Annotated in this window: 13 protein-coding genes; 7 read left to right on the forward strand and 6 right to left on the reverse strand. The window is 63.7% G+C overall.

Translation table 11 applies throughout. The features are described from left to right. Nucleotides 1–8: 8 nt before the first annotated feature. Together D1643_RS01545 and D1643_RS01550 are read left to right on the forward strand one after the other, a co-directional pair. The gene (locus tag D1643_RS01545; protein ID WP_201750900.1) at nucleotides 9–1,625 is read left to right on the forward strand and encodes an FAD-dependent oxidoreductase; all 1,617 of its coding nucleotides are present in this window, start codon (nucleotides 9–11) and stop codon (nucleotides 1,623–1,625) included. Between the two features lie 24 nt (nucleotides 1,626–1,649). Further along, entirely contained in the window at nucleotides 1,650–2,348 is a 699-nt protein-coding gene (locus tag D1643_RS01550) for a cytochrome c3 family protein (RefSeq protein WP_160707921.1), read from the forward strand. Nucleotides 2,349–2,406: 58 nt separating this feature from the next. Here the strand turns inward: D1643_RS01550 and D1643_RS01555 are convergent, their stop codons facing one another. Beyond that, nucleotides 2,407–2,997, reverse strand: a complete 591-nt coding sequence (locus D1643_RS01555) for a uracil-DNA glycosylase family protein (RefSeq protein WP_160707923.1) — start codon at nucleotides 2,995–2,997, stop codon at nucleotides 2,407–2,409. A 284-nt stretch (nucleotides 2,998–3,281) separates the two neighbouring features. Here D1643_RS01555 and D1643_RS01560 point away from each other — a divergent pair, with 284 nt between their 5' ends. Beyond that, the gene (locus tag D1643_RS01560) at nucleotides 3,282–4,328 is read left to right on the forward strand and encodes an ATP-binding protein (protein WP_160707925.1); all 1,047 of its coding nucleotides are present in this window, start codon (nucleotides 3,282–3,284) and stop codon (nucleotides 4,326–4,328) included. A gap of 75 nt (nucleotides 4,329–4,403) precedes the next feature. On the opposite strand, the gene D1643_RS01565 is transcribed toward D1643_RS01560, so the two are convergent. The 4 genes from D1643_RS01565 to D1643_RS01580 all read right to left on the reverse strand — a co-directional run bounded on the left by D1643_RS01565 (nucleotide 4,404) and on the right by D1643_RS01580 (nucleotide 9,599). Next, nucleotides 4,404–6,851, reverse strand: coding sequence for an FtsX-like permease family protein (locus D1643_RS01565; protein ID WP_160707927.1), 2,448 nt, complete (start codon nucleotides 6,849–6,851; stop codon nucleotides 4,404–4,406). Nucleotides 6,852–6,861: 10 nt separating this feature from the next. Beyond that, nucleotides 6,862–7,641 carry an ABC transporter ATP-binding protein gene (locus D1643_RS01570; protein WP_160707929.1) on the reverse strand — a complete coding sequence of 260 codons (780 nt, stop codon included), beginning with the start codon at nucleotides 7,639–7,641 and terminating at the stop codon, nucleotides 6,862–6,864. 84 nt (nucleotides 7,642–7,725) lie between these two features. Beyond that, nucleotides 7,726–8,904: a HAMP domain-containing sensor histidine kinase gene (locus D1643_RS01575; protein ID WP_160707931.1), complete on the reverse strand. Its 1,179-nt coding sequence runs from the start codon at nucleotides 8,902–8,904 to the stop codon at nucleotides 7,726–7,728. Beyond that, on the reverse strand, nucleotides 8,904–9,599 hold the full coding sequence (locus D1643_RS01580; RefSeq protein ID WP_160707933.1) for a response regulator transcription factor: 696 nt from the start codon (nucleotides 9,597–9,599) through the stop codon (nucleotides 8,904–8,906). Before D1643_RS01580 ends, D1643_RS01575 begins: the two co-directional genes overlap by 1 nt. 603 nt (nucleotides 9,600–10,202) lie before the next feature. On the opposite strand from D1643_RS01580, the gene eat reads away from it, so the two are divergent. The 4 genes from eat to D1643_RS01600 all read left to right on the forward strand — a co-directional run bounded on the left by eat (nucleotide 10,203) and on the right by D1643_RS01600 (nucleotide 15,095). Beyond that, entirely contained in the window at nucleotides 10,203–11,564 is a 1,362-nt protein-coding gene (gene eat, locus D1643_RS01585; RefSeq protein WP_201750901.1) for an ethanolamine permease, read from the forward strand. Between the two features lie 3 nt (nucleotides 11,565–11,567). After that, on the forward strand, nucleotides 11,568–13,604 hold the full coding sequence (locus D1643_RS01590) for an aminotransferase class III-fold pyridoxal phosphate-dependent enzyme (protein WP_160707937.1): 2,037 nt from the start codon (nucleotides 11,568–11,570) through the stop codon (nucleotides 13,602–13,604). Nucleotides 13,605–13,708: 104 nt separating this feature from the next. Beyond that, nucleotides 13,709–14,707: a phosphotransferase enzyme family protein gene (locus D1643_RS01595; RefSeq protein WP_160707939.1), complete on the forward strand. Its 999-nt coding sequence runs from the start codon at nucleotides 13,709–13,711 to the stop codon at nucleotides 14,705–14,707. A gap of 46 nt (nucleotides 14,708–14,753) precedes the next feature. Continuing rightward, the gene (locus tag D1643_RS01600; RefSeq protein ID WP_160707941.1) at nucleotides 14,754–15,095 is read left to right on the forward strand and encodes a P-II family nitrogen regulator; all 342 of its coding nucleotides are present in this window, start codon (nucleotides 14,754–14,756) and stop codon (nucleotides 15,093–15,095) included. A 63-nt stretch (nucleotides 15,096–15,158) separates the two neighbouring features. Here D1643_RS01600 and D1643_RS01605 read toward each other — a convergent pair whose 3' ends face one another. Next, nucleotides 15,159–15,767 (reverse strand): ANTAR domain-containing response regulator, encoded by a 609-nt coding sequence (locus tag D1643_RS01605; protein WP_160707943.1) that lies wholly within the window; start codon nucleotides 15,765–15,767, stop codon nucleotides 15,159–15,161. Nucleotides 15,768–16,430: the final 663 nt, after the last annotated feature.

Raw genomic sequence — 16,430 nt, forward strand, 5'->3', positions numbered from 1 at the left:
GCACTGCCATGGCAGGTCTGGGAGGCTGCGCGCCGCGTACCCAAGCGGCCGTGGCCGCAGAGGCGGCATCCGCAGCCCCGGATTGGCTCGGCGCTCCGCGGGAGATATCCCCGCGTGACGTGGTCAGCACCGTCACCGCGGACGTCGTGGTCGTCGGCGGAGGCAACGGGGGCATGTTCGCGGCCGCGGCCGCCGCTGAGGAGGGCGCCTCGGTTGCGCTCTTGGAGAAGGCGGGCGAGATAGGGGTCAACTGCCGCGAGTGGATCGGGGCCGTGGGCTCGAGGCTCCAGAAGGACGCAGGGGTGGAGATCGACAAGCACGAGATCATCGAGACCCTCTGCATGTACGCCTCCCACCGCTGCGACCAGCGGCTCATCCGCCTGTGGGCCGACCATTCCGGCGAGACGGTGGACTGGCTCGAGGATGTGGTGCGGTCCCACGACCCGAACGCGTATGTGTTCTTCGAGACCGACATCGGCGAGGGCGACCACGGCATCTACAAGACGTTCGCCATCCAGCACAACGTCCAGAGCGACGAGGAGCGGCTGCGCTCCCTCGACTTCGTGGCCGCCGAGATCGAGGACCTGGGCGTGGACGTGCGGACGTGGACCGAGATGATCCAGCTCGCCCAGGATGAGTCCGGCCGCGTGACCGGCGTTTACGCCGAGGGCCCCGACGGGCTGATGCTGTTCGAGGCCACGAAGGGGGTCATCCTGGCCACCGGCGGCTACTGCGGCAACCGGGAGATGATGGAGTCCCTCAACAAGCTGGCCGTCGATCACTGCGTCGCGATGCAGTCCCCTGGCCCCAGCAACTTAGGCGACGGCATCAAGGCGGCGCTCTGGGCGGGAGCCGCCAAGGACGAGCAGCCCACCGTGATGGTCTTCGACCGCGGTGGCGTGCCCGCGGGGACCAAGGGCGGCTGCGCCTACGACGGCCTCGGCTTCATGACCCACATCGGCAGCCAGCCCTTCCTCAAGGTGAACAAGGACGGCGAGCGTTTCTGCAACGAGAGCACCCCCTACGACTTCATCTACGCCGCGGGAACCCTGGAGCGCGACGGCGTCTACTGTCAGATCTGGGACGCCAACTGGCTCGACCACGTGGCCCAGTTCCACACCCTGGCCTGCTCGCGCATCATTCCGAGCCCCACGGGCGGCAAGGCCCAGATCTTCACTCCCGAGGCGGAGATGGGCATGATCGAGGGTGTCCTCAAGCCTGCCGGCGTGGTGGTGGAGGCCGACACGCTGGAGGAGCTCGCCGAGAAGCTGCAGATCCCGGCCGATGCCTTCGTCCAGACGGTCAAGCGCTACAACGAGCTGTGCGCCAAGGGTGATGACGAGGACTTCGGCAAGGAGAGCTACCGGATGATCGCCCTCGACACCCCGCCCTACCAGGCGGCCACCATCGGAGGGCAGCTGCTGTGCACCTTGGACGGCCTGCGCGTCAACACGGATCTGCAGGTGCTAGACGCCGACCACGACCCCATCCCCGGGCTCTACGCTGTGGGCAACGACTCGGGCGGCTTCTTCGCGAACAACTATCCGGAGCTCCTGCCGGGTGTCGCCTGCGGACGCACCATCACGTTCGGCCGCCTTGCGGGAAAAACCGTCGCGCACCAGTAAGCCGCGCAGAGGAAGGACATCAGAATGGAAACTCAGAATACTCCCCGGCCTGCGCGGAAGGGGCGCAAGGGCACCGTCGTGGCCGGCGTCGTGGCGGCCGTTGTGGTTGTCGCGGCCGTGGGCCTGTTCGTGTGGCACGAGCAGCCGAGCTTCTGCGCAGCCCTGTGCCATACCCCCATGGACGCCTACTACGACAGCTACGCGACGGGCGAGACGGACAAGTACGGAATGGAGGTCCAGGAGGCCGACCGCGCCAGCATGACCGCCTACCAGCACCAGGTTCAGGCGGGCACCACCTGCATGGGCTGCCATGTGCCGACCCTGAGCGAGCAGATAGGCGAGGGGCTGGCCTGGGTGGCCGGCGACTATGAGGTCGCCGGGGACAACCTCAAGGGCCAGGCCATCCTCAGCACCCGTTCGCTCAGCCAGCTGACTGAGGCCCGCGGCGCGGAGGGCAACGATTTCTGCATGAACGGGGATTGCCATGACCTGACGCAGGAGGAGCTTGAGGCGGCCACGGCCGATCTCGGCCCGCGCAACCCGCACTCGTTCGCCCACGGGGAGATAGCGTGCGGCGACTGTCACAAGGCCCACAGTCGCTCGGTCAACAAATGCGGCGAATGTCATGGCGATGCCGCGTTGCCGGACGGCTGGCTCGCGCCCCAGGCCGCCAACGCCATGGCCGCCGGCGCCATGGCCGCCGCCAACTCCGCCGAGGCCTAGCGCGAAAGGGGGGCCATCCTCGGGGGGGGCGAGGCTGTGCGGGCCGCCCCCCCCTGCGCTAGATGAGCGCGAGCATGGCGGCCAGGTCTTCGACGATCATCGTCGACTTCGACTTCTCGATGGCGAGGTTGCCGCCGGTGATGATGTAGGAGGGCATGACCCTCGCCCCCTCGTGGAAGAACTCGCCCGCGCGCAGCTTGTACGTCGAGCCTGCGGGCACGGCGTTTCTTCCGGTCGCCTTCTTCGCGATCATATTGAACGCCTTCTTTGCCACGTCTCCCATGAGCATGACCACCTTGACGTTGGGGAAGAGGGCGAGCTCCGCCTCGAGGTAGGGCAGGCTGTCCTCCAGGGCGCCCTTCTCCACGGCGTAGCCAACCTTGGGCGTCTTCACGGCGTTCGTGACGTAGATCCCCCGGTCCAGGGCGTCGTAGATGCTCCCGATGTCCGCGCCGGCCTCGCGGAGCAGGGGAAGGGCCGTCTTGAGGTACTCGGCATCTGGCGATCCGTAGAAGTCCTGCGCCGGGTCGGCTGGCACGACCTCGTTGATGAGGATGACCTTGACGTCATCCGGCCTCACGTCCACGTCGTTCAGCCGCACATCGGCACCGTCGCCGACCAGCCTCGTAAGCTCGCTTTTCACGTTCATGGGGTCGCTCCTTTGCTCGGCGTCGCCTCTCTCGCTTTTCCTCTATCGAAGAGGATGTCGGGGGATAGCTCCCGGCAACTTGGTGGAAGCTGTGGGCCTCCGGTAACTGTACAGCGCTTCCGGGCCAAGATTCAATGATGCCTCCTGAATGCCCGCGTCTGGTGTGTGCCGCCGGCTCCCTGCCTCGCCTCCTTCTTGACAAGACAGTAAACGACAGTAAAAAATATGAGAAACAGTAAACGACAGTAAAAACTTCAGAGAACAGTAAAACTTGAGGAGGCGCTGTGGGAAAGCAAAATCCTTACACCCTGACATTCGGCAAGGAGCCCACTCAGCTCATCGCGCGAGCAGCTCAGTCGCAGCAGGTCATCGACGCCTTCCTCGGTGAGCCAAGCACGCAGCAAGCGTACATGGTCACCGGCATCCGCGGGTCGGGCAAGACGGTATTCATGACCGAGACCGCTCGAAAAATCGCCTCACAGAAGGATTGGATAAGCGTCGAGCTTAACCCCGAGAGAGACTTGCTGACCAGTCTTGCTGCGAAGCTGTCCAGCGAAAACGAGCTTGCGCGCCTTTTTCAGTCGGCCGAGATCAACCTCTCGTTCTTCGGGTTTGGCCTGGAGGTCAAGGGTGCCGCCCCCATCACCGAGATAGAGACAGCCCTCCAGAAGATGCTGCTCAGCCTGAAAAAGAAGGGCAAACGCCTGCTGATCAGCGTTGACGAGGTTACCAGCACTCCTCAGATGAGGGCGTTCGCCGCCGCCTTCCAGATTTTTCTCCGCCAAGATCTCCCTGTCTATCTTCTCATGACGGGGCTGTACGAGAACGTGAGCGCTCTTCAGGATGAGAAGAGCCTGACCTTCCTCTATCGTGCGCCCAAAATCCACCTCGGCCCCTTGAATATCGGAACCATTGCCGAAGACTACCAGGCTGTTCTTGGGCTGGACGAACAGGAGGGAATGGCTCTTGCGAAGCTGACGAAGGGGTACTCCTTTGCGTTTCAGGTGCTCGGCTATTTCGCCTGGGAAAACGCCGATGATGCCCGGGTTGCTCAGCAGCTTGCGCGTCAGTATCTCGACGAGTATGCCTACGACAAGGTGTGGTCCGAGCTTTCGCGTAAAGATCGCGAGGTCCTTCACGGTATCGCCCAGGTGAAGTCCGGGCGCATCGGCGAGATACGCGAACTGCTGGGCTTGAGCACCAACGAGTTCAACCCTTACCGCCAGCGTCTCATCCGCAAGGGCATCATCTCGGGGGAGGAACGCGGCTACGTGCGCTTGCTCTTGCCGTTCTTCGATCAATACGTTCTGGCCCATTACGATCTCGATTAGCGACCTATGGCGAGGAGCATTGGCTTTGAGGCCGTGACCACATGGAAGCCTCCGCGCCCGCACGGCCGGTGGGCGCTACTCCACAACGAGCTCGCGGACGCTCACGTCCTTGATTCTCCCCGACATCCCGAAGGCTGAAAGGGCGAAGACGAGGGAGAAGGCCGCGCTGACGGCAAGCGCCTCCCAGGCGGGCAGCGCGAGGCTGAACGCGCCGACGCCGAACAGGCCGAACAGCGAGCTGATCAGAGCGCCCCCAGCTGCCATCGTAAGAGCCGACCCCGCCAGGGCACCTACCGCCGACACGCCGAGAAAGCGCAGCGCGAACGAGGCGCGCAATGAGGCCACCGTGAATCCCATGGCGCGATAGACGCCCATATCACGGCGCTCGGAGAGGAGCGTTCTCCTGCTTATCAGCATCACGGCAACGCAGGCAAGGCCCATCGCAAATGCGGACATGACATAGCCCATGATCGTCAGCATGTCCCTGCAGAGCAAAAGCATGTTCGTGCTCGACCCGAACAGTCCGGTCAGTTCGGTGTCAACGCTGTCCCCGAACCGGCTTGCAAGCGCCTCTACCGCTTCTTCGGCCTTGTCGGGATCGGCCAGCTGGTATTGGCGCGAAACGTCCATGGCGTCCGCCCCCAACTCCACCAGCTCCTGAAATCCCTCATGGGTGAGGACGACGCCATTGCCCCCATTGAACACCGATGACAGCAAACCGCTCACGATGTAGGTTCGCTCCTCGCCGTCGCCCTTCTCCACCTGCAGCTCATCGCCCACCGAAAGCCCCTTGGCGCGGGCAAGGCTCAATCCTACGAGCGCCTCGTTGGCGTGCTTTGGCGCGCGCCCCGAGACGATGGACGCCTCTTCCAGAACGCCCGTATCGGAAAGCCCGACGAAGGTGCAGGCCTCGCCGCTCAAATTGAGAATCGCTGCGCTCTCTTCCCACTCGCGCGTTATGGGAGAGATGCCCTCTATGGTTTCACGCACCTCGTCAAGGCTCACTTCCTGCTCGTCGAAGCGAACCGAGCCGTCGCTCTTCCACACGCCGAAAGCCTTGTACACCGCGTCATCGCCGGCAACTGCGCCGCCGATCCCAAAGCACAGCGTGACGAAGGCGCACAGCAGCAGCGAGCAGATGCCGATGCCCGCATAGCGCCCCTTCTCAGATACGATTGCGCGCCATGCCAGCGATGCCCTCAAGCAGCTGCCCGATATCGCACTCGCTCCGCGTGGCGAAAAGCGAATGTCGCCGTCGCCTTGCCGGAGCGCCGCCAAGGGCGTGATGCGCCCTATCTTGCGGGTCATTGCGGCAACGCATACCACGAGGGCCGCCAACAGGGCGAAACAACAGCAAATGGCCGCCCAGGGGAAAGGTGCCTCGACCACGAGAATTCCCGTGATGAGCAAGAATGTCGGCCAGAAGAACGGCTCTAAAAGGCAGCCCGCGACGAAGCCGAGCGCGAGGCCAATGAGCGCGGCAAGCGCATACTGCATGACCAGGACCCTACGGAGCGCATTACGCGGAAGCCCCACGCCTTTCAGGACGCCCCAGTCGGCATATCCGCTCTGTATGCTTGAGGACGCCGTGTGCAGGCACAGGATGAGGGCCACCACGAACAGGATCAGCGAGAACACGGCGAGCACTGCGGTGATGACCTGCACGACCAGAAGACCATAGCCAGCGAGAGTCTGCCGGGAAAACATCGTATGCGCGGATGCGCCCCATGAAGTCCCGTCGTCGATCAACTGCGTCAGGTCATGCCCGTCGATTCCCTGGGAGCGCGCCTCGGATGTCAGCATCACGTTGATCTCCCTGATGGGGTACGCCTCCTTCTCCATGGCCACGGCACCGCCGGAGACGCCGGCGCCGGATACGCCCGTCTCCTCAACCTCCGCCAACAGCTCCTCGAAGGTGCCGGAAGACAGCAGGTAGCGCTTCGTCCCCATGAAAGGCGTCCCGAACTGCGGATCTTCGTAGAATCCCGCGACGCGCAGAGAGGTCTCTCGCCCGCCGATGTCAAGTACGATGAAATCGCCTACCTGCATATTGTGCAGGGTGCGCTCCGCAACGCGAACGTAGGCCTCGCCATCCGCCGGCCCCTTTCGATCGCGGTGATACGACGAGAGATCGTCGGTGATGACATTGAATTCAAGGGATGAGCCCCAAGCTTCGTAGACGTTCACCGATGGCGGCGAGCTTTTGACTATCTCGTTTCCTTGAGCGCCCTCGACACGGGTCGGAGCCGTGAAGGCCTCCGTCACCTTCACGTCCTGCACTTCGGGCAATGCCTCTATCTCGCGAATATCCTCGTCGGTGAGGTTCGAGACCAGGTCATTGGCGAAAACATCCCCCGCTGCAATCTGGTCGAGCAAGGCCTCCTCGCGATTGGAGAGGTCGGCGAAGAGGCTGGTGGTCAGCGTCAGCGCGAAGGCGGCAAGGAACAAGAGCAGTGCGAGGCCGACGAACGTCCCTTTGTCCTTCCGCAACCCTGCGAGCACAAGCGTGCGCAACGGTTCCATGGCGCACCCCCTACCAGGAAAGCGAGGCAAGCCAGGCGCTTGCCATGGCCTCGCGCTCGCGAACGTAGGCTTCGTCGCCGGAGAGCGCCGGGTCCCAGGGGGCCAGCTCCAGCTCGCCGCGGATGGCGCCGTCCTCGAAGTAGAGCACGCGGTTGCCGCGGATGGCGCTGCGCACGTCGTGGGTCACCATGAGGATGCTGATGCCGTCGCGGTTGAGTTCGCCCAGAAGGTCGAGCACCTCCAGGCTGTTCGCGCGGTTGAGCGCGCCGGTGGGCTCGTCGGCGAACACGATCGCCGGCTCGTTCACCACTGCGCGGGCCACGGCGCAGCGCTGCTTCTGGCCGCCGGACGCTTGGCTGGGAAGGTGCGAGGCAACTTGCGCCAGCCCCATGCGCGCAACCAGCTCATCGGTGGCGCGCTTCGTCTCGGAAGCGCTGCGCCCCCGCTTCAGATAGCCGGGCACGGCGATGTTCTCATACAGGGTGAGGTTGCTCACGAGGTTCGCCGCCTGAAAGACGAACCCGAAGCGCTGCGCCCTCAGCTCGGAGAGCCGGCCCTGCCCAAGGCGGGCGATGTCCTCGCCTTCGAAGATGACCTCGCCTGAAGTGGGGGCATCCATGCCCGAGAGGCAGTAGAGCAGCGTGGATTTTCCCGAGCCCGAAGGGCCCATAATCGAGGTGAAATCCCCCTGGTAAAGATCGAGGCCGACGCTTCCCAGGACGTGGGCCTGCACGCCGTCTGCAACGTAGGTCTTCGACAGTTTTCGCGTCGAGAGTATGGTTTCGCGCATGGTTGGTCCTTTCCCTTGTGCGCCGTCGGCCCCATCATAGAAAGACGGCCCTTAAGGAATCATTAAGGCCGCAGGGGTTGTGGCTCAGGGCAGGAGGGGAAGCTCTATGGTGGCCTTGAGCCCCGGGTGGGCATTGGCTAGGTGCAGGCGGCCGCCCATGCGTTCTGCCAGATAGGACGAGATGTAGAGCCCCAGCCCCGAACCCGGCTTGTCCGACGTGTTCGCGCCCCGATAGAAGCGCTCGGTGGCAAACGGCAGGTCCTCAGGCGGAATGCCCGGCCCGTAATCGCGCACCGCTATCGTGTACAGCCCGTTCTCGGCCGTGGCCTGGATGTCGATGGCCGAACCGCGCGCGTACTTGATGGCGTTGCCGATGAGGTTGCCGATGGCCTGGGCGAGCCGCGCCTCGTCGGCTTCCACGCGGGCATCGTCCACGCGCACGCAGGAAATCCGGGCCAGGCCGGACGAGTCGCTGGCGCAGCGCCTCACGATGGGGGCCGCCTGCACGGGCTCGCAGGCCACCGCGATGCGATCCATGTCCGAGAGCGCATGCTGGAACAGGTCCTCCACTAAAGATGAGGCCTCGTCGCATTTTCGGATGATGGCGCGCTCGTATTCCGCTCGCTCCTCCTCCGAGTTCACCAGCCCCATGTCCAGGGCCTCGGCATAGGCCCTGAGGGACGCGAGCGGGGTGCGCAGGTCGTGGGAGAGCGAGGCGAGCGCGGCCTTGTGGTCTTCCCTCGCGCGTTCCTCGTCCTTCCGGGCGCGGTCGAGTTCCTTGCGAAGGTGGTCGAACGCCCAGGTGAACTTGCCGAAGGGGTTGGATCGCTCGTAGGCGAGCGGCGCGTCGAGGTTGCCGGACGCGACCTCCTCGGCGAAGCCCTCCAGCCGCGTGAAGGGCCGCGCCACCGCGCGGTGCAGGTAGATGGCCAAAAACGCGAGGGCCGCAACGGAGACGAGCGCGGTGAGCGCCACGGCGCCGGCCGCCGCGTCGTTGCGGGATTCGGCGGCATCCCGCAACGCATCCTGGGCGCCTGCGAGCGCTTGATCGGCCACCTGCAGGGAGCCGTTGCGGCCGTCGGGCGCAGTTTCCGCGATTTCCTGCCGGGCGTCGTTGAGCTCGACCACTTGACTTCGCAGCGCATCCTCGCCGCCGTTGGTGACAACCGCGATGCCAGAGGCGGCCGCAACAATGACGGCAAGCGCGGAGGCGAGGGCCGCGCCGGCAAGCCGCTTCGTCAGGCGTTCTCCCTGCTTCGCCATCAGCGATTGCCCTCGGGAAGATCGAAGCGGTAGCCCTCGCCGCGAACGGTCGTGAAGTAAATGGGGTGAGCCGGGTCATCCTCGAGTTTGGCACGAAGCCAGCTCATGTGGACGGAGACCGTCTGCGGCTCCACTTCGGCAAAGGCGCCCCAGACTTTCGCCAGAAGGGCGTCGCGGCTGAGGCTCTGGCCGGCATTGCCCATGAGGGCCGACGCGAGCTGGAATTCCCGGGGCGACAGGGCGATCAGTTGCCCGTCCTTCCGGATGGTCTTGGCCCTGCCGTCAAGCTGAAACGGGCCGGCGGAGAGCACGGCCTCGTCGGCGCCGGTCTTCCGCTCGGGCCGCATCATGAGCGCCTTCGCCTGGGCAAGCATTTCCCGCAGGCTGAACGGCTTGGAGAGGTAGGCGTCGCCCCCTTCCTCCAGGGCGCGGATGCGCGCGTCGGGCTCGATGCGCGCCGAGGCGAACACCACGGGCACCCCGCTGCGCTCGCGCAGGTTGCGGCAGAGGGCGTAGCCGTCGTCGCCCGGGAGGTTCACGTCCACCATCAGGCAGTCGAATACGGCGCTGGTCAGAAGGTCGTACGCCTCCTCGGCGCTGCTGGCGATAACGGCCGCGATGCCGTCCGCCTCGAACGCGCGGCCCATGAGCTGCGCCAGCTCGCGCTCGTCCTCGACGATGAGCACTCTTTTCATGATGCCGCCCCTGTGCCTTCGCTCATGCCCGCCTCCTGCTCGCAAGATAATACGCTAACACAGGGGAAACACAGGGGGCAGGGGAAACACAGGGGATAGAAACACAGGGCAGAAACACAGGGGACAGTTCTGTGTGTTTCGCACAGAACTGTCCCCTGTGTTTCCTGACAGGGCTGTTGCTGACCAGCCGCAGCCCGTTGTCGTAGCAGCGCTGTCTGGCCGATGAGCCGTCTGAAACGCCGGAATCGTTCCTGGCGTTTTCTATTGTATTGCCAGCTTGTAAAACCCCGCGAGGCGGTGCTGACATTTTCCGGCGGGCTACTATCATGGCCTTACGGAGGCTCAATGGCGCGCTTCCTTTTCATATCGGCGTTACCTGCGAGGGGGCAATGGGGCCCGTGCTGACAGGTGATGGCGTTCCAAACAGATTCAAAGGCGAACTGTTTCCCTGGAGGGCGCAGACAGAGCGGCCTCGGGGCCGTAGGTCTGCAATCTCAAGCCGAAAGATGAAAAGAGAGTGAGAATCTCATGACGCCTCCATCTGATGTCGCCGTGTTGAACGGCGTCAAAACCGAATCGAGGGAATATTTCGAAAGGCGCTCCTTGAAAAAGGGCGCGGTGAGCTGGGTTTTGCTCATGAGCCTGGGCATTGCCTACGTCGTCTCTGGCGACTTCTCGGGTTGGAACTTCGGCATCGCCCATGGCGGCTGGCTCGGAATGGTCATCGCCTTCGTCGTGATGGGCGCGATGTACCTGTTCATGGTGCTCGGCTTGGCTGAGATGTCCTCGGCCATGCCCACGGCGGGAGCCGGCTACGGGTTTGCCCGTCGTGCCATGGGCCGGGTCGGCGGCGCGCTGACGGGCTTCGCTATCCTGATCGAATACACCATCTGCCCTGCGGCGATCTCCACTTTCATCGCCTCCTACGTGCAGGCGCTGAACCTGCTGCCGGGCGTCCCCGCTGAGGCCATCATCGCCTTCTTCTTTATCGTGTTCGTGGGCATCCACCTTCTTGGCGCTGGCGAGGCGCTGAAGATCGTGTTCGGCATCACGGCCATCGCCATGGTTGCGCTCGTCGCCTTCTTTGTGGGCATGGCGCCTCATTTCGAGGCAGCGAACCTCTTCGACATCGCCCCCACCGCTGGTAACTCGGTGTGGCTTCCCTTCGGCTTCGAGGGGGTGCTCGCCGCGCTGCCGTTTGGCGTGTGGCTATTCCTGGCCATCGAGGGCGTTCCGCTCGCTGCCGAGGAGTCGGCCAACCCGAAGAGGGATCTGCCGCGCGGCATCCTGGGCGCCATCGGCGTGCTCATGCTGACCGGTGCGCTCGTCGTCGTCCTTACCGCCGGGGGCGCCGGGGCGCTCTTCGCCGGAGAGGCTGGGGCGCCACTCGTAGACGCTCTCAACGAGGTGGGCGAGGGCTCCCTAGCGGTGTTCGTGAACTACGTTGGCCTCGCGGGGCTGGTGGCGTCGTTCTTTTCCACCGTGTTCAGCGGCTCGCGCCAGGCGTTCGCCCTCTCCCGGGCCGGCTACCTGCCCAAGTTCCTCTCCATCACCGGCTCCCGCAAGACCCCCTACATCGCGCTTCTGGTTCTCGGCTCCATCGGCTTTATCCTCGCGGCGTTCGTGGGCCATGGCGATATCCTGTTGAACATGGCCGTCTTCGCGGCGTGCGTGTCCTACGCCATGATGAACCTCTCTCATATCATCCTGCGCAAGAAGGAGCCGAACATGGAACGCGGCTTCGTCGCCCCGGGCGGCGTTGTCCTGACGGGCATTTCCTTCGCTCTCTCGCTGGTGGCCATCGTCTCCACCTTCGTCGTGGACAGCTTCGCAGCGGGCTGCACCCTGGTTGTCATGGTGGTGCTCATGGCGTACTTCTTCCTGTACTCCCGAAAGCACCTAGTGGGCAACGCCCCCGAGGAGGAGTTCGCCGCCCTCCAGGCGGCCGAGTCGGAGCTGAAGTAGGCCATGGGCGCGACCAAGGCGGTGGTGTTCGACTGCGATGGGACGCTCCTGCGCTCAATGGACGTATGGCATGCCATGGAGTCCGGCCTCGCTCGGCGGGCTGGAATCCGCCTCGACCCACAGCAGGTCGAGCAGCTGAACGCCAACACGCTCTCGCAGACGGTCGCCTTCTTCCACGACCGCTATGGGGTGGGGAAGAGTCGCGACGAGTTGTTCGCCGACGCGTTCGCGCTTCTCCTGGCCGGCTATCGTGAGCGCGTGGCGGCCCGTGCAGGGGCCTCTGACCTGGCTCTTGCGCTTCGCAGCCGGGGGCTCCTCCTCGCGGTGGCCTCATCGAGCCCGCGGGTTTTCCTAGAAGCAGGATTGGAGCGGGCGGGAATGCTCGACCTGTTCGACCTCGTCGTGTCGGCTGAGGACGAGGGGGCGTCGAAGCGCGACCCCCGCTTCTTCCTGCGGCTGGCAGACCGTCTCGGGGCTTCCCCCGATGCCATCTGGGGCATCGACGACTCCGTCTACGCGATCCGTGCGATGGACGAGGCGGGCTACTCCACGGTGGGCATCTACGACACCGACGAGGCGGGCACGTTCGAGGAACTGAGGCTTGCGGCGCACCGTGCCGTGCGTGAATTCGCAGAACTGCCCTGCGAGGGGTTGCTGCGCACCGTGAAAGAAACGAAGGTGAGGAGAAGATCCATGGAATCGGCCGAGAGCAACGTGGGCATCTTGGAGTCGAACAGCTTCGACATGCGGCGTGTCGATGAGCTCGACGGTACCCTGCGCGACCTCGTCGAGCGACGAAAGGCGTTGGGGTCATGTTACCGACTGTTCTACCAGAAGCCCTTGCACCTGGTGCGCGGGGAAGGCTGCCGCCTCTTTGACGCGGATGGCACCGAGTACCTCGACATGTACAATAACATCCCCTCCATGGGGCACAGCAACCCCTACGTGACCAGGGCGGTCACCGATCAGCTGCAGCTCATCAACACCCATACGCGCTACGTGCACGAGAACATACTCGATTACGCGGAGAGGCTGCTTAAGACCCTGCCCGATGGGATCGACCGCATCATGTTCATGTGCTCGGGTTCGGAGGCAAACGACCTGGCGGTGCGCTGCGTCCAAAGCTACACGGGCGGCGAGGGCATTATCGTGACGGCTGAGGCGTACCACGGTAACACCGCGCTGATCTCCGGGCTCTCGCCTTCCATCGGCAATGAGGTCGCGATGAGCCCCACCATGCGTATGATCCCCACCCCCGACACCTATCGCCTCGGCACGGAGGACATCGGCGATTGGATGTGCGCCCGCATTCGCGAGCAGATTGCCGACATGCGTCGCCACGGCATCAAGTTCGCGGGTGTGCTGTTTGACAGCATCTTCTCCTCCGACGGCGTGATTCCCGGCAAGCCGGGCTTCTTACAGCCGGTGGTCGACCTGGTCCACGAGGAGGGCGGCCTCTACATCGCCGATGAGGTGCAGCCGGGCTTCTGCCGGACCGGTGAGGCGTTCTGGGGCTTCGGTAGGCACGGTGTCACACCTGATGTCGTCACGATGGGAAAGCCCATGGCCAACGGCATCGCTTGCTCTGCCATGGCCATTCGCGAAGACGTGCTCGATGCGTTCGCGAAGAGCGCGCCCTACTTCAACACCTTTGCCGGCAACCCGGTCGCCATGGCGGCAGCCCAGGCGGTGCTCCGCTATATCGAGGACTTTGCCATGCTCGACCATGTTCGCGTCATGGGCGACCGGCTGCTTGCCGCGGTGCGGCAGCTGGCGGGCGACCATCGCTGTCTGGGTGACGTGCGTGGCGCGGGGCTGTTCCTGGGCGTGGACATCGTGCGGCCCGGCACCACCGAGGCGGACCGCGAGACTGCCGTGAAGCTCATCGAGGTGCTGCGGGAGAACCGTGTACTCATCTCGCTGTGCGGCGCCTACGGCAACGTCCTGAAGATCCGGCCGCCGCTCGTATTCGGCGAGGATGACCTGTGGTTTTTCATCGAAGCGCTCGACGCGTCGCTCTCGGCCGTCGAGGAGGGCTGATCCTCGCTCGGCCCGTCGCTTGCGGCTGTCGGAGGCGGTCAGCCCCGCCGTGGCATCGGCAATCCATTGAAAGCACGATAAGGAAGAGAGAGGAGTCGGTCTCGATGGCAAACAACTTCGAGAATCCCGAACTATTTCTAGAGGTGGCGCGCACGGCGGCGAAACGCTACCCCTTTGAGCGATCCGAGGCGAAGCTGCTGGCCTTCTCGGAAAACGCGACCTACCTGATCTACGACCCGCAGACCGGCGAGAGCCTGTGCGTGTTGCGCGTGGGCCGTCCCGGCTACCACACCCTCGAGGAATACCAGAGCGAGATCGACTGGCTGCGTCAGATCAACGACTATACGCCGCTGAAGGTGGCGAATCCCCTTGCAGCGAGCGACGGGTCGTATATCCAGATGGTTGAGGCCGATGGGGCGGTGTACTATTGCATGGCCACGGAGTTCCTGTCGGGCGCGACGCTGGAGAACGACAACTCCCCCGAGGCGGCCCCCGCCCATTTCCGCACGCTGGGCGAGACGACGGCCTACCTTCACCGCCAAACTGAGATCTGGAACGGCACGAAGGACATCAAGCGCGCCCACTGGGATTACGAGAACATGATCGGGGAGGAGGGCCTCTGGGGCAACTGGCGCGACTACCCTGAGCTGACCAGCGAGCAGGAGGCGAAGATCGCCCAGTGCTGTGCCATCATCAAGCGACGGCTTGAGCGGTATGGTAAGAACGACCAGAACTACGGCGTGATCCATGCGGACCTGCGCGACACGAACATCATCGTCGAGGGAGACCAGATCAAGGTGATCGACTTCGACGACTTCGGCTTCGGCTGGCATCTGCACGACTTGGCTGGGGCGCTCACTTTCATCGAGGAGCGCGAAGACGTGCCCGATCTCGTGAACGCGTGGCTTGACGGCTATCGCAAGGTACTCCCGTTCACTGACACCGATTTCTCCGAGATCGACACGTTCATCCTGCAACGCCGCATCCAGATGCTGGCGTGGATGGGCAGTCATCAGGACTCCACGCCCGTGCAGGGCTACATGGACGGCTACATGGATGGCACGATGGAGCTGGTGGATCGCTACCTCAAGCTCTTCGGGTAGCGTCGGATGGCGTTCGGTCAAACGCGAGAATGGAAAGGATCTGCCCATGAAGGAGATAGAGTTCATCGTGAACGGCGATAAGCTGGAGCGAGTCAAGCGGATACTGCTGGCTCACTCCAAAAGTGGAATCTTCGTGACTCAGGGCTTCGGGTACGGGCACCAGCAGGGGTTTCGCCAGGTGTACACCCGGGATGACGACCGGGGGGTGAATATGCTGCCGAAGGTGTCGGTGCGCACGGTGGTGCGCGACGAGCTCGTCGATGCGATCATCGACGAGGCGGTTGCCGATATGGGAAACGCAACCTTCGGGGATGGGAAGGTGTTCGTCAAGAACATTCAGGATGCGGTGAGGATCCGCACGAACGAGCGGGGCGACGAGGCTCTGTAAACCCCGTCCCGGCAGGGTCATGCGGGGATGGGCGGCCAGAGGAGGGCCGGGCAGCGGCCGGCCCTACGGCTGTGGCGGAGTCAGGATGATGGCCTCCGCCACGGCTCGCAGGGGTCGGCGCGTGTTCATCGCGGTCTTCTGGAGGAGGGAGAAGGCCTCCTCCTCGGTGAGGCCCTGCTGCATGAGAAGCGACTTCGCTCGGTCGGTGAGGCGAAGCGTCTCCATGCGTTCTTCCAGCTGCTGGATGCGTTCGTGGAGCGCGCGCTCGCGTTTGAAGCAGCCGCAGGCAGCCTCGATGGCGTAGATGAGGTCTTGGCTGGCGGGCGCGGGGCTGCTGTAGACGATCGCTCCTTGGCGGGCGAGCTCCACAAGCGAGCCCTGTTTGCCGGCGGCGGAGGAGGCTGATGGGGAGCACACGACGACCAGGGCGCAGATCGGCTGCCTCTCTGCTACGCGAAGCACCCGGGCCGTGTCGGGTAGGGAGGCGTCGATCACCAGGCAGTCAGGCGCGAGCTCGCGGGCGATCTCAAGCGCGCCTTCTCCCGTGCGCGCGGTCGTTATGACGACGTAGCCTTCCTCCGGCTGGTCCCCCGCCGTGAGGAGGGGGCGGATGAAGGGGCGATCTTCAGCGACAACCAGGCGTATGCCTTCCCTCTTTCGCTCCGATTCCATCAGCTACCCTGTCCCGTGTCCATGCTTTACTTTGCGCCGCCTATTGTGGGACGTCGTTGTTTCTGTTGCGTTTCCCTGGGTGCGAGCGGAAAAGACGATATGAGCAGAACATGGTGAGCCCCTGCTTCACACCGTCTTCTTAGAGAACATAGGGGACAGTTCTGTGTGTTACCGTCGCTCTTTTAGCGGCGTCCTCAATTCTCTATTGCTGAGAAGAGAGAATTGAGGACGCTTTGCGATAGAGAAATCTCGCTGCTCCTTCCGCGCAAGTGGAATTAACAGCATCGATGACGGCAATAGCTTCATCGACAGCAGTCTCATCCAGAACACCATTGGAAATGGCCTGAAAATGCTGATCCTTTATTTCTTGGAGCCGTCCCGCTGATTCGATTTGGCATTTACCATGCGTTCGTATGAAACTTAGGCAGCCGTGCCAGCGACGGTAACCCCAACGATAATTGCCTTGCCCTTGTTGTCGCGGACAACCGCAGCTGCCTTGCTCGCAGCTTCGCTAACAGCATCGCCAGGTGAGACGCCCGCCTCTTCAAGGCGCGCAACGATCTCGCCTGCTTGATTGCGTATGACGCCGCCAGAACGAATGGGTTCTCCAGTTGCCAGACCAAGGTCAAACTCAGGAGCTGCCAAGAGGGTAACTTGCTGAAG

The sequence above is a fragment of the Enterorhabdus sp. P55 genome (genome assembly GCF_009911695.1).
Lineage (GTDB): Bacteria > Actinomycetota > Coriobacteriia > Coriobacteriales > Eggerthellaceae > Enterorhabdus.

What these genes read in the sequence shown, in the direction of transcription:
- D1643_RS01550 (WP_160707921.1), top strand. Translation starts at nt 1,650, where the DNA reads ATGGAAACTCAGAATACTCCCCGGCCTGCGCGGAAGGGGCGCAAGGGC.
- D1643_RS01600 (WP_160707941.1), top strand. Translation starts at nt 14,754, where the DNA reads ATGAAGGAGATAGAGTTCATCGTGAACGGCGATAAGCTGGAGCGAGTC.
- D1643_RS01595 (WP_160707939.1), top strand. Translation starts at nt 13,709, where the DNA reads ATGGCAAACAACTTCGAGAATCCCGAACTATTTCTAGAGGTGGCGCGC.
- D1643_RS01590 (WP_160707937.1), top strand. Translation starts at nt 11,568, where the DNA reads ATGGGCGCGACCAAGGCGGTGGTGTTCGACTGCGATGGGACGCTCCTG.
- D1643_RS01570 (WP_160707929.1), bottom strand. Translation starts at nt 7,641, where the DNA reads ATGCGCGAAACCATACTCTCGACGCGAAAACTGTCGAAGACCTACGTT.
- D1643_RS01605 (WP_160707943.1), bottom strand. Translation starts at nt 15,767, where the DNA reads ATGGAATCGGAGCGAAAGAGGGAAGGCATACGCCTGGTTGTCGCTGAA.
- D1643_RS01555 (WP_160707923.1), bottom strand. Translation starts at nt 2,997, where the DNA reads ATGAACGTGAAAAGCGAGCTTACGAGGCTGGTCGGCGACGGTGCCGAT.
- D1643_RS01545 (WP_201750900.1), top strand. Translation starts at nt 9, where the DNA reads ATGGCAGGTCTGGGAGGCTGCGCGCCGCGTACCCAAGCGGCCGTGGCC.
- D1643_RS01565 (WP_160707927.1), bottom strand. Translation starts at nt 6,851, where the DNA reads ATGGAACCGTTGCGCACGCTTGTGCTCGCAGGGTTGCGGAAGGACAAA.
- D1643_RS01580 (WP_160707933.1), bottom strand. Translation starts at nt 9,599, where the DNA reads ATGAAAAGAGTGCTCATCGTCGAGGACGAGCGCGAGCTGGCGCAGCTC.
- D1643_RS01575 (WP_160707931.1), bottom strand. Translation starts at nt 8,904, where the DNA reads ATGGCGAAGCAGGGAGAACGCCTGACGAAGCGGCTTGCCGGCGCGGCC.